At 62.4% G+C, this 12,814-nt stretch carries 11 protein-coding genes; 5 read left to right on the top strand and 6 right to left on the bottom strand.

Annotation, left to right across the window (positions count from 1 at the left end):
• Positions 1 to 53: 53 nt before the first annotated feature.
• Both phoQ and phoP read right to left on the bottom strand, forming a co-directional pair.
• Positions 54 to 1,511, bottom strand: a complete 1,458-nt coding sequence (phoQ, locus tag ACUXAC_RS09335) for a two-component system sensor histidine kinase PhoQ (RefSeq protein ID WP_454266709.1) — start codon at positions 1,509 to 1,511, stop codon at positions 54 to 56.
• Positions 1,512 to 1,516: 5 nt separating this feature from the next.
• Positions 1,517 to 2,188 (bottom strand): two-component system response regulator PhoP, encoded by a 672-nt coding sequence (gene phoP / locus ACUXAC_RS09330; RefSeq protein ID WP_004941169.1) that lies wholly within the window; start codon positions 2,186 to 2,188, stop codon positions 1,517 to 1,519.
• Positions 2,189 to 2,566: 378 nt separating this feature from the next.
• On the opposite strand from phoP, the gene ACUXAC_RS09325 reads away from it, so the two are divergent.
• Positions 2,567 to 3,586 (top strand): ADP-ribosylglycohydrolase family protein, encoded by a 1,020-nt coding sequence (locus tag ACUXAC_RS09325; RefSeq protein WP_100396290.1) that lies wholly within the window; start codon positions 2,567 to 2,569, stop codon positions 3,584 to 3,586.
• A 21-nt stretch (positions 3,587 to 3,607) separates the two neighbouring features.
• Here ACUXAC_RS09325 and ACUXAC_RS09320 read toward each other — a convergent pair whose 3' ends face one another.
• Positions 3,608 to 4,372: a GntR family transcriptional regulator gene (locus tag ACUXAC_RS09320; RefSeq protein WP_038877791.1), complete on the bottom strand. Its 765-nt coding sequence runs from the start codon at positions 4,370 to 4,372 to the stop codon at positions 3,608 to 3,610.
• 134 nt (positions 4,373 to 4,506) lie between these two features.
• Here ACUXAC_RS09320 and pdxR point away from each other — a divergent pair, with 134 nt between their 5' ends.
• The 3 genes from pdxR (at position 4,507) to ACUXAC_RS09305 (ending at position 7,310) form a co-directional block, all read left to right on the top strand.
• Positions 4,507 to 6,021, top strand: a complete 1,515-nt coding sequence (pdxR, locus tag ACUXAC_RS09315; protein WP_060440161.1) for a MocR-like pyridoxine biosynthesis transcription factor PdxR — start codon at positions 4,507 to 4,509, stop codon at positions 6,019 to 6,021.
• Between the two features lie 115 nt (positions 6,022 to 6,136).
• Positions 6,137 to 6,589, top strand: a complete 453-nt coding sequence (locus ACUXAC_RS09310; protein ID WP_100396292.1) for a GNAT family N-acetyltransferase — start codon at positions 6,137 to 6,139, stop codon at positions 6,587 to 6,589.
• Positions 6,590 to 6,605: 16 nt separating this feature from the next.
• Positions 6,606 to 7,310 carry a GNAT family N-acetyltransferase gene (locus ACUXAC_RS09305; protein WP_197769351.1) on the top strand — a complete coding sequence of 235 codons (705 nt, stop codon included), beginning with the start codon at positions 6,606 to 6,608 and terminating at the stop codon, positions 7,308 to 7,310.
• Between the two features lie 48 nt (positions 7,311 to 7,358).
• Here the strand turns inward: ACUXAC_RS09305 and purB are convergent, their stop codons facing one another.
• A complete protein-coding gene (gene purB / locus ACUXAC_RS09300; RefSeq protein ID WP_033638215.1) occupies positions 7,359 to 8,729 on the bottom strand; it encodes an adenylosuccinate lyase in 1,371 nt (456 codons plus the stop codon).
• 22 nt (positions 8,730 to 8,751) lie between these two features.
• On the bottom strand, positions 8,752 to 9,378 hold the full coding sequence (gene hflD / locus ACUXAC_RS09295) for a high frequency lysogenization protein HflD (RefSeq protein WP_060419339.1): 627 nt from the start codon (positions 9,376 to 9,378) through the stop codon (positions 8,752 to 8,754).
• Positions 9,379 to 9,709: 331 nt separating this feature from the next.
• Here hflD and kup point away from each other — a divergent pair, with 331 nt between their 5' ends.
• The gene (kup, locus tag ACUXAC_RS09290; RefSeq protein ID WP_049296670.1) at positions 9,710 to 11,578 is read left to right on the top strand and encodes a low affinity potassium transporter Kup; all 1,869 of its coding nucleotides are present in this window, start codon (positions 9,710 to 9,712) and stop codon (positions 11,576 to 11,578) included.
• A 48-nt stretch (positions 11,579 to 11,626) separates the two neighbouring features.
• Here kup and mnmA read toward each other — a convergent pair whose 3' ends face one another.
• Complete coding sequence (gene mnmA / locus ACUXAC_RS09285) at positions 11,627 to 12,727, bottom strand: tRNA 2-thiouridine(34) synthase MnmA (protein WP_089185865.1); 1,101 nt, start codon at positions 12,725 to 12,727, stop codon at positions 11,627 to 11,629.
• Positions 12,728 to 12,814 lie beyond the last annotated feature (87 nt).

Genomic DNA, 12,814 nt, shown 5'->3' with positions numbered 1-12,814 from the left:
GTGCGATTATAACGGAAGTTTGGCCCCGTGGATCGGGGCCGCAGAGGCATAATTTACTCGTTGTGGTGGGTGTCGTGCTGGCGGGCGAAGGTGACCTGCATGCGCGCGCCGCCGAGCGGGCTGTCGCTGATGACGATTTCGCCGTCGTACTGCTCGATGATCTCCGCCGCCACCGACAGGCCCAGGCCCTGGCCGGGGCGCAGGGTATCCACCCGCTGGCCGCGCTGGAAGATCAGCTGGCGCTTGCTTTCCGGGATCCCCGGGCCGTCGTCGTCGATGACGATGGTGAGGTTTTTCTCGGAGTGCAGCGAGGTGATCTCAACGAACTCCAGGCAGTATTTGCAGGCGTTTTCCAACACGTTGCCCATCACTTCCATAAAGTCGTTCTTCTCGCCCATAAAGGTCACCTCCGGCGAGATGTCCAGCGTGATCACTACCCCTTTGCGCTGATAAAGCTTGTTCAGCGCCACCACCAGGCTGTCGAGCAGCGCCGGCACCGAGTGGATCTCGCGCGTCAGCACCGTCTGGCCGGAGTTGATGCTGGCCCGGTGCAGGTAGTAACCGATCTGCTGCGAGATGCGCCCGATCTGATCCAGCATGATCGGCTCGGCTTCTTCGATGGTGGTCTGTTTGCCGCTGCGCAGCGAACGCAGGGTACTTTGTAGCACCGCCAGCGGCGTTTTCAGGCTGTGGGTCAGATCCGACAGGGTGGTGCGATACTTGGTGTAACGCTGGCGCTCGTTGCGCACCAGAATGTTCAGATTGCGCACCAGCCCGCGCAGCTCGCTGGGCGGATTTTCGTCGAGCTGATCGCGCTCGCCGTTCTCCAGCTCGCCCACCTGAGTGACCAGCGCCTTGATCGGCCGCAGGCTCCAATAGGCCGCCAGCCACAGCAGCGGCACCACCAGCAGCAGGTTGGCCAACAGCACGTAGCTGAACCACTCCCACACCACGTCGGATCGCTGCAGCTCCTGCGGAATGCTGTCGACTACCACGATGGTCAGCGCCGGCAGCCGAGGCGTGGCGGCATAGGTGTTGACCGCCACCGAGTGGGTCAGCGCGTTCTGATCGGTATCGTCGTAATCTTTCAGCTGGTTTTGCGCTTTGGGGTTGTCCCCCAGCACTTCGCTACTGACGCGGGTGTCGGTGTCGATTTCGTAGAAGCCGGACTCCTCCAACCACTCCTTGTTGATCAGTTTCTCCAGCTCCGGCACTTTGCGCTGGCTCCACAGCAGGTTGCCTTTATCGTCGTAGATAAACACCAGCGTCGGGAAGTTGAGATCGATATCGGGGGGAATGGCGATGGTGAGCTTGTTGTCTTTCCACTGCGCCAGGCTGAAGAACAGGTTGCTCTCGCCGCGCAGCAGGCGGAAGGCGGTCTTGTCGAAGCTGACGATGTAGCCGACGACCGCCACCAAACCGTAAGAGAGCGACAGCGCCAGGATCACCCCGGCGGTCGCCATCAGGAAGCGGGCGCGCAGCGAAAACGGTTTTTTATTCTTGTTGAACATCATGTTCACTTCGCGTCAAAACGATAGCCCTGGCCACGTACCGTGGTGATCACTTCATGCGGGTATTCCGCCTGCACCTTTTTACGCAAGCGGCCCATCAGCACGTCGATGGTGTGGCTTTCGCGCAGTTCGGCGTCCGGGTAGAGTTGCAGCATCAACGAATCCTTGCTCACCACCTTGCCGGCGTTGCGGATCAGGGTCTCGATGATGGTGTATTCAAAAGCGGTCAGCTTGATTTGCTGATCGTTAACGCTCAGTTCGCGGCGCGACAGATCGATCTGGAACGGCGGCAGCACGATCACCTGCGAAGCCAGGCCGCTGTTGCGGCGCATCAGTGCCTGCATGCGGGCGATCACTTCTTCCAGGTGGAACGGCTTGGTGACATAGTCGTCGGCGCCGGCTTCCAGCACCGCCACTTTGTCCTGCCAGCTTTCGCGGGCGGTCAGCACCAGGATCGGCAGCTTGGTCTGGTGCGCGCGCCAGCGGCGGATCAGGCTCAGCCCGTCTTCGCCCGGCAGGCCGAGATCGACGATGGCGATATCCGGCGCGTGTTCCTGCAGGAAGTAATCGGCTTCCTTGGCGTCTTCGGCCGCGTCGACCTGATGGCCCATTTCGCGCATCTGAACGGAAAGGTGGTGGCGCAGCAAACCATTATCTTCAACAACCAGTACTCGCATGGCGAACTCCTGTGACTGTGCGGGTGAACGTCCTGTCACCCACGCGATAAAAGGGAACACGCTCTGCGGCGTGTCAGGGGATAACGCGGCCACCTGAACCATTTTGGCAAAAAATGCTGAGGTTATGGTAGGTATAACCCGCTCGGCCCGCAAGAGAGCCGAAGCAATGTATTAAAATAAGCGTTATCAATTTGTTCGCCGACATTATCGGCAAGCTCTGATAAACGTCGGATAAACAGCGGCGGGGCAACGTTAAACGCACCTTAAACGCGGTGGGCATTGCCGGCAGGCGGAAGGGTGAATCGGATCGCTTGAAAAGCTTTAAAGGTACTAATAAGGTATTATTGATGTATCGGCATATTTTCTCAGGAGCGACGGATGAAGCAGTTAACCCAGGCAGAACGCATAGCGGGCGCACTTTACGGACAGATGCTGGGCGACGCGCTCGGCATGCCTTCCGAGCTGTGGCCGCGCGAGCGGGTTAAGCGCCACTTCGGCTGGATAGACGGCTTTCTCGATGGGCCGAAGGAGAATACCGCCGCCTGCTACTTCAAGGCCGGGCAATATACCGACGATACCGCGATGGCATTGGCGCTGGCCGATGCGCTGCTGGAAGCGGAAGGCGAGGTGGTGCCGGAACTGATTGCCCGCAACGTGATCCGCTGGGTGGACGGTTTTGACGCCTTCAACAAGAACATTCTCGGCCCCAGTTCCAAACTGGCGCTGAGCGAGCAGAAAGCGGGCACGCCGATCGCCGAGTTGGAAAACAACGGCATCACCAACGGTGCGGCGATGCGCATTTCGCCTTTGGGCTGCGTGCTGCCTTCCGCGCCGCTGGAGGATTTCTGCCAGCAGGTGTGGCTGGCTTCCAGCCCGACGCACAAATCCGACATCGCCGTCGCCGGTGCCGTGGCGATCGCCTGGGCCGTCGCGCGAGCGGTGGAGGGGGCGGACTGGGCCTCGATTCGCCTGGCGTTGCCGGGGGTGGCGGAGTATGCCCAGCGCCGGCAGGAGACGACGTTCAGCCCTTCGTTGGCGGCGCGCATCGAACTGGCGTTTCAGGTGGTGGATGAAGCCGCTGACACCGAGCAGGCCTCCGAACGGGTGTATCAGCTGATCGGCGCCGGGGTGGGCACCATCGAGTCGGTGCCCGCAGCGCTGGCGATGGTGCAGCTGGCGCAAACCGATCCTACCCGGTGCGCCGTGCTGTGCGCCAATCTGGGCGGCGACACCGACACCATCGGCGCGATGGCCACCGCGATTTGCGGCGCGCTGCACGGCGCAGAAGCGATCGAACCCGGATTGCTGGCGGAGTTAAAACGGGTGAATCCGCTGGATATCGAGGCTTACGTTCAGGCGTTCGCGCGTTTTCGTCGCCGCCGACAGGGCGAGGCGTAAGCGACCGCGTGACGCAACGGATCAGCTTTCGCTGGTAAATTCATACATGTCGCTGCGGCAGAAGCTTTCGCTGTATTCGATCGGCTTTTTATGGTGGTCGAACAGCGTCTGGCGCACGATCAACAGCGGCATCGGCTCCGAGAGCCGCAGCGCCTGACGGATATCGTCGTCGGCCATCGCCGCGCTGACCTGGCTGCGCAGCGATCCCATCTCAACCTTATTGCGCCGGAAGTAGTCGTACAGCGAAATGCCGATCTCGTCGACGTTGGCAATTGCCGTCACCACCACGTAGGACACCGCCACCGACATTGGCCGCCGATCGATCAAGTGAATGCGTTTGAGTTTGTAGATCGGCGTACCGGCCGCCAGCTGGAGCTTTTCAGCCAGTTCAGCGCCGGCGGGCATCCGTTCGCGGCTGATCCATTGCGTGTCCGGCCGGCGCCCTTGCTGTATCACCTCGCGCGAGAATCCTTTGACGTCCGCCAATGAATAGAACAGCTTCGGCTCGGGCCGTTGCGGTTGGATAAAGGTGCCGTAACCGCGCGAACGGCCGATGATGCCGTCCTGTTCGAGGCAGGCCAGCGCTTTGCGCACCGTGATGCGCGAGATGCCGAGCCGTTCGGTGAACAGGCGTTCGCTGGGCAGAAAATCCCCCGAATTCAGCAACCCTTGCTCGATGGCCTGGCGTACCGAGGCGTTGAAGCGCAAATACAGCGGCATCGCGCCCGCGCTGGCCAGATCCTGCTGCAGTTTGTCCAGCAGACGCTGGTTGGTCTCCTTGCTCATAGCCGACGGAAGTCCTGTAGCCGCAATGCGATGGCTTATTTAAGGGGATTTCGCCGGGCAGCGCAACTGCCGCCGCCGGAGCGAAATGAGGTAGAGTAGTGCGTCGGCCCCCAGAGCCAGGAGAAATATCCCCCATGAGCGACACCCCACGACACGCGGACGACGCGGCGATACTGGCCGCCTTCGCGCAGCAGCGCCGGCAAGGCCTGACCCGGCGTTCGGCGCTGCATCAGGCCCTGTTGCAGCTGATTGCCGCCGGAGAACTGCCCTGGCGGACGAAGCTGCCGCCAAGCCGTGCGTTGGCGGCCCGGCTGGCGGTGGCGCGCGACACGGTGGAACAGACCTACGCTCGGCTGGAGGCGGAAGGGTTCATCAGCCGAACGGTGGGGCGCGGCAGCTTTGTGCGCTATCGCTGCGACACGCTGCTCGGCCGCGAACTGCTGGCGACGGCGACGGGGCAAGAGGCGCGGCTGGCGGAGCGCGAGCTGAGCGACCGCGGCCGGGCGCTGCTGGCGGTCAGCCATACGCCGCACACCAGCCGCCAGGCTTCGCTGACGCCTTCGCTGGCGGATCTGCGGGCGTTTCCCATCGACCAGTGGCTGCAGCGGGAGAAACAGGCGCTGCGGCAGCACGGCGAGCGGTTGTTGGGGTATGCCGATCCGCAAGGGCTGCCGGAGCTGCGCGCGGAGATCGCGCACTACTTGCAGCGGGAGCGGGGCGTCAAGGCGACGGCGGAGCAGGTGATCGTAGTGACCAGCTCTCAGCAGGCGCTGGCGCTGTGTACCCAGGTGCTGTTCGATCCTGGCGATGCGGTGTTCGTCGAAGAGCCGGGTTACCAGGGGGCGAAAAAGCTGGTGCAGTCGGCGGGGCTGCAGGCGCGGCCGATCGGCATCGACGAGCAGGGGCTGGATGTCGGGCAGCTGATGCAGGCCTCGGGCGGCGGACGGGGCGTTTACATCACGCCGTCCCATCACTATCCGCTGGGGTATTCGCTGAGCCTCGATCGGCGGCTGGCGCTGTTGCAGTGGGCGCAGCGGCAGCGAGCCTGGATCATCGAAGACGATTACGACGCCGAGTTCAACTACGACCGGCAAACCAAGGCGGCGCTGCAGGGGTTGGACGGCGGTGGGCGCACGCTGTACCTCGGCACCTTCAGCAAGACGCTGTTTCCGGGGCTGCGCATCGGTTTCATGATCGCGCCGCCGCAGCTGGTGCGGCCATTGGTCGCCGCCAGGCAGTTTCAGGACGGCTACACGTCGGCGCTGGCGCAGATGACGCTGTTCCACTTCCTGCACGAGGGCGGCTACGCCGAGCATCTGCGTAATATGCGCACGCTGTACAAGGCGCGGCTGGACGCGCTGTACGACGCGGTGCATCGTCACCTGGCGGCCTGGACGCGCCCGGCGCTGCCGCAGGGCGGGCTGCAGCTGGTTTGCCCGTTGGCGGATGCGGCGACGGAGCGGCGGCTGGTGGCGGCGGCCGCCGAGCGAGGGATTCGGCTGTACGGCCTGGCGGACTTCTACACCGGCACGCCGCAGCGCGGGGCGTTGGTGCTCGGCTTCTCGGCCTATACGCCGGATGAGATCGTGCGCTTTATCGCGACGCTGGCGCAGGTGTTCAACGCGCTGTCGGTGGCAAGCGACGGCTAAAATTGGTCTGCTCTGCGTTTTGAATTGGTCCGTATTGCACCGCCGCCGTGCGGTGTATTCTGCCGCTATCCGATTATTTCCCTAATGGAAATAATATCTTACTCCGTGAGGCGCTATGAACCTATCCAACCCTGAAGTGACTATCCGCAGAATCAATGGCGACGACAAAGCGCAATGGCTGGCGCTGTGGCAGGGCTATCTCGATTTTTACCGCGCCGACGTGGCGCCGCAGGTGACCGATCGCACCTTCGCACGCCTGGGGCAGGATGAACAGGTGTACGGGCTGGTGGCGGAGGATGCCGAGGGCCGGCTGCTGGGGCTGATGAACCTGGTGTTCCACCCGTCCACCTGGAGCGCGGTCGGCTATTGTTATATCGAAGATCTCTATGTGTCGCCGCAGGCGCGCGGCCACAAGGTGTCGGAAAAGCTGTTCGAACAGGCATACCGATTGGCAGAGACGCGCGGCAGCGATCGGGTCTACTGGATGACCCAGGAGTACAACGCGCCGGCGCGCTCGCTGTACGACAAAATCGGCAGAAGAAGCTCGTTTATCGTTTATTCCCGTTAATCGCAGGAGGGCGTTTATGGCAATGAATCGTTATGGTCAGCCGGTCGGGGAACCGATGCCGGATTGGCAGCCGGCTCGCCGCCCGGGCGGCGCGACGCTCGGCGGGCGTTTCTGCTCGCTGGCGCCGCTCGAGCCGCAGCGGGATTACGCTGCGCTGTTCGAGGCGTTTCAACTGGCGCCGGACGGCCGCGACTGGACCTATCTGTCTATCGAACGGCCCGATACGCCGGCGGCGATGCTGCAACATCTGGAGACGCTGCAGGCCAACCCGGCGCTGGTCAATCTGACGGTGTTCGACGCCGCCAGCGACGCGCCGGTGGGCACGGTGGCGCTGATGCGCATCGACGAGGCCAACGGCGTGCTGGAGATCGGCCACGTCAGCTGGTCGCCGTTGATGAAACAGCGCTCCAGCGCCACCGAAGCCATCGCGCTGCTGCTGCGTTACGCCTTCGACACGCTGGGCTACCGCCGCTGCGAGTGGAAGTGCGACAGCCATAATGCGCCGTCGCGCCAGGCCGCGCTGCGCTTCGGTTTTCGCTACGAGGGCAACTTCCGCTTCGCGGTGATCGTCAAGGGGCGCAGCCGGGATACCGACTGGTTCGCCATCACCGCCGACCGTTGGCCGGCGGTGCGGCAGGCGCTGGCGCGCTGGCTGAGCGCGGACAACTTCGATGCGCAGGGGCGGCAGATAGCCAAGCTGCAGGTGTTGCGCGGCGAATGATAAGCAAAAAGGCGGCCCAGGGGCCGCCTTTTTATCGGGCTAAAGCGCTTACTTCAGCTCGTCGACCATGGTGGTGGCGCGGCCGATGTAGTTGGCCGGGGTCATCGCCTTCAGACGGGTTTTCTCTTCTTCCGGCAGCGCCAGGCCATCGATGAACGCCTGCATGCCGGCGGCATCCACGCGTTTGCCGCGGGTCAGCTCTTTCAGCTTCTCGTATGGCTTCTCGATGCCGTAGCGGCGCATCACGGTCTGGATCGGCTCGGCCAGCACTTCCCAGTTGTGATCCAGTTCGTCCAGCAGGTGCGCCTGGTTCACTTCCAGCTTGCTGATGCCTTTCAGGGTAGCCTGATAGGCGATCAGCGCGTAGCCCAGGCCCACGCCCAGGTTACGCAGCACGGTGGAGTCGGTCAGGTCGCGCTGCCAGCGGGACACCGGCAGTTTACCCGCCAGGTGGCCCAACACGGCGTTGGCCAGGCCCAGGTTGCCTTCGGAGTTTTCGAAGTCGATCGGGTTGACCTTGTGCGGCATGGTGGAAGAGCCGATTTCGCCGGCGATGGTCTTCTGCTTGAAGTGGTTCAGGGCGATGTAGCCCCAGATGTCGCGGTCGAAGTCGATCAGGATGGTGTTGAAACGCGCTACGCAGTCGAACAGCTCGGCGATGTAGTCATGCGGCTCGATCTGGGTGGTGTACGGGTTCCAGGTGATGCCGAGCGAGGTCACGAACGCCTCGCTGAACTGGTGCCAGTCCACTTCCGGGTAAGCGACGATGTGGGCGTTGTAGTTGCCGACCGCGCCGTTGATTTTACCCATGATCTCCACGCGCTCCAGCTGACGGTACTGGCGCTCCATGCGGTAAGCCACGTTGGCGAACTCTTTGCCGACGGTCGACGGGGTCGCCGGCTGGCCGTGGGTGCGCGACAGCAGCGGGATATCGCGGTATTCCAGCGCCAACCCTTTCAGCGCGTCGATGATCTTGCGCCAGTAAGGCAGCACCACGTCCTGACGGGCGCTTTGCAGCATCAGCGCGTGCGACAGGTTGTTGATGTCTTCAGAGGTGCAGGCGAAGTGGATGAACTCGGACACCGCGTGCAGCGCAGGCACCGCCGCCACTTTTTCCTTCAGGAAATACTCGACCGCTTTCACGTCGTGGTTGGTGGTGCGCTCGATGGTTTTGATGCGCTGAGCGTCTTCTTCATTGAATTCCGCGACGATTTTGTCGAGGAAAGCGTTTGCGTCGGCGTCAAAAGCGGGAACTTCCTTGATTTCTGCGCAGGCCGCCAGTTTTTGCAGCCAACGTACTTCAACCTGTACGCGGAATTTCAGCAGACCGTATTCGCTGAAAATGGGGCGCAGTGCGCTGACTTTATCACCGTAGCGTCCATCAACGGGGGAAACGGCGGTCAGTGAGGATAATTCCATCGGTAGCAACTCCTGGGATCGATTAACAATGAGCAACGATATTTTGCGCCTGCTTGAACAGACGATTACGGGAAAACATTAACTGCAGGCGGCTGCCGCCGACCTGTTGCCACAGCACGGCGGCGCGAATGCCGGCCAGCAGCGTGGCGCGAACCTTGGCCTGCACCTGCGGGTTCTGCAAGATTGCCGGCGAGCCGGTCACCTGGATGCGCGGCCCGAGCGGGCTGACCACGTCGACGTAAATGCCGGCCAGCGCGCTGATGATGGTGTCCGACTCAAGATCGAAGTGCGCCAGCTGGCGCTCGAGCTGGCCGAGGCGTTCGCCGAGCGTGTTCATCGCCTGTTTGTTGGCGTTGAGCTTGCGCTCCAGCACCATCAGGCTGATGGTGTAGCGGGTCAGTTCCGCACCCGGCCCTTTGTTGTTGGCGTTAAGCACGCCCATCAGGGTTTCGAGGCCGACCAGCAAATTGCGTTCTTCACCGCCGAACACCGCCAGCGTGGAGGGCGGGTCCATCTGCAGCAGGCTTTTCAGCGAGGTTTGAAAGGCTTCGCGGTTGCATTGCCCTTCATGGGCCAACTGCTGAACCAAACGCGCCGCCTGGCTGATACCTGCCATGGCCAGCGTGATGTCATAATAATTCTTCGCCACGATGACTCCTGTAAACGCGGTGAACGGTACATGGCTTACTGCATAAGGTTGTGTGTATCGCCAGGGTAACGGCGGCGGCCGCGAACGAGAACGATCGGGCGTGGCTGTAACAACGATGACAACGAATGCCGCGGATCATGCCACAAAATCGAGGGTAAACCCAGCGTCTAATACGCCCATAACGAGGCGGAGGCGCCGTGCGGCGCAGAACTGTGCAAATAGGCGGCGAAAATCGCCGGCGTGGCGACGCGAACATATTGTTGCGGCGGCAAATAAAGTGCGGCGGCTGCATCTATACTGCCAACGTGAGCCCTCAAATAAAGACCTTTATATGCACGTAAAAAACAAGCAGCCGCTGCCGGCGGTGACGCTGGCGGCCATCGGCGTGGTGTACGGCGATATCGGCACCAGCCCGCTGTACACCCTGCGCGAATGCCTGACGGCAGAGGAGGGCATCACCATGACGCCGGCCTCGATCTACGGTTTTCTGTCGCTGATCTTCTGGCTGCTGACGCTGGTGGTGTCAATTAAATACATTTGTTTCGTGATGCGCGCCGACAACGACGGCGAGGGGGGGATCCTGACGCTGATGTCGCTGGCGATCCGCAACCTGGATGCGCGCTGGGTGCCGGCGGCGGTGCTGATCGGGCTGGTGGGCGGCAGCTTCTTTTATGGCGACGGGGTGATCACCCCGGCCATTTCGGTGCTCTCGGCCATCGAGGGGCTGCAGATTATCGCCCCCGAGCTGGACCGCTTTATCGTGCCGCTCTCGCTGCTGGTGCTGACCGCGCTGTTTGCGATCCAAAAACACGGCACCGGCAGCGTCGGCAAGCTGTTCGCGCCGGCGATGGTGATCTGGTTCCTGACGCTGGCGCTGCTGGGCATCGGCGGCATTTTGCATCACCCCGGCGTGCTGCGGGCGTTGAACCCTTACTGGGCGGTGAATTTTTTCCTCGAGTACAAGGCAGTATCGTTCTTTGCGCTGGGCATGGTGGTGCTGTCGGTGACCGGCGCCGAAGCGCTGTACGCCGATATGGGCCACTTCGGTAAAAAACCGATCCGCCTGGCGTGGTTTACCCTGGTGGCGCCGTCGCTGGTGCTGAACTACTTCGGCCAGGGGGCGCTGCTGCTGGCCAACCCGGCGGCGATCAACAACCCGTTCTTCCTGCTGGCGCCGACCTGGGCGCTGATCCCGCTGCTGGTGATCGCCACGCTGGCGACGGTCATCGCCTCGCAGGCGGTGATCTCCGGCGTGTTCTCGCTGACGCGCCAGGCGGTGCGGCTGGGCTACCTGCCGCCGATGCGCATCATTTATACCTCCGATCAGGAGTCCGGGCAGATTTACATTCCGGTGGTGAACTGGCTGCTGTTCGCGGCGGTGCTGATCGTGATCATCAGCTTCAAACACTCCAGCAACCTGGCCTCGGCTTACGGCATCGTGGTGACCGGCACCATGCTGCTGTCGTCGATTTTGCTGAGCATCGTGGCGGTGAAAAACTGGGGCTGGCCGCGCTATCTGGGCGGGCTGATGCTAGTTATCATGCTGTGCATCGACGTGCCGCTGTTCGGCGCCAACCTGATCAAACTGGCGACCGGCGGCTGGCTGCCGGTGGCGCTCGGGCTGACCATTCTGCTGATCATGCTGACCTGGAAGACCGAACGTTCGCGCCTGATCCGCCGGCTGCGCGACAATCAGGAGGGGCTGACCGCGCTGATCGAGTCGCTGGAGAAGGCGCCGCCGAAGCGGGTGCCGGGCACCGCCGTGTTTATGGAGCGCACGCCGCACGCGGTGCCGCTGGTGCTGTTGCACAACCTGAAGCACAACAAGGTGCTGCATGAGCGCGTGGTGCTGCTGACCATCGTCACCACCGACATGCCGTACGTGCACAACGTGCAGCGGGTGGCGATCGAACAGCTGTCGGCGAGCTTTTGGCGGGTGGTGGCGAGCTACGGCTGGCGCGAAACGCCCAACGTGACGGACATTCTGTACCGCTGTGGGCTGGAAGGGATGAGCTTCACCATGAACGAGACCTCGTTCTTCATGTCGCGCGATACGCTGGTGCTGGGCAAGCGGCCCTGGTATTTGCGCATTCGCGGCAAGGTGTTCCAGCTGTTGCAGCGCAACGCGCTACGGGCGCCGGACCTGTTCGAAATCCCGCCGAACCGGGTGATCGAGCTGGGGGCGCAGGTGGAGTTCTGAATAAAAAAAACGCTGCGGTAAACGCAGCGTTTTTCTTTTGCCGGGCAGTTACGCCAGGCGCTGTTCGATGATGCCGCCGCCGAGGCAGACTTCGCCCTGGTAGAATACCGCTGACTGGCCGGGGGTGACGGCGGAGACCGGCTCGTCGAAACGCACGTCGATGCGTTCATCGTCGAGCGGGGTCACGGTGCAAGGGATATCCTGCTGGCGATAGCGGGTCTTCACCGTGCAGCGGAACGGGCCGCTCAGCGGCAGGCGATCCACCCAGTGCAGCTGCTGCGCGATAAGGCCGACGGACATCAGGCGCGGGTGATCGTGCCCCTGCGCGACGACCAGCACGTTGTTGGCCACGTCTTTATCGACCACGTACCACGGATCTTCGCTGCTGTCTTTCATGCCGCCGATGCCCAGCCCTTTGCGCTGGCCCAGGGTGTGATACATCAGGCCCTGGTGTTCGCCGACGGTCTGGCCGTCGACGCTGACGATCGGGCCCGGCTGCGCCGGCAGGTAGCGGCCGAGGAAGTCGCGGAATTTGCGCTCGCCGATAAAGCAGATGCCGGTAGAATCTTTCTTCTTGGCGGTGACCAGCTCCAGCTGCTCGGCGATGCGGCGCACCTCCGGCTTCTCCAGCTCCCCGACCGGGAACAGGCTTTGCGCCACCTGCTCGTGGCTCAGGGTGTAGAGGAAGTAGCTCTGATCTTTGTTGCCGTCGACGCCGCGCAGCAGGCGGCTCTTGCCGTCCACGTCCTGGCGGCGCACGTAGTGGCCGGTGGCGATAAAATCGGCCCCCAGATCTTCGGCGGCGAACTCCAGGAAGGCTTTGAATTTGATCTCTTTATTGCACAGGATGTCCGGGTTCGGCGTGCGGCCGGCCTTGTACTCTTCCAGGAACAGCTCAAACACGTTGTCCCAGTATTCCGCCGCAAAGTTCACCGTGTGCAGTTCGATGCCCAGCTTGTCGCAGACCGCTTGCGCGTCGGCCAGATCGGTCGCGGCGGAGCAGTACTCTTCGTCGTCGTCTTCTTCCCAGTTCTTCATGAACAGCCCAGCGACCTGATAGCCCTGTTGCTGTAACAGATAGGCGGTAACGGAAGAGTCGACGCCGCCGGACATACCGACGATTACTTTTTTCTGGCTGTTGTCTGACATGGGGATCTCACGAACTTGAACACGAACCGTGCTGATAAAAACAAGCGCAGGATTTTACCACGTTGGCCGCGCCGGCGCACTGTTCAT

This window comes from Serratia sp. 121840015-1, assembly GCF_053627655.1.
This window is presented reverse-complemented; position numbering and strand designations above follow the sequence as displayed.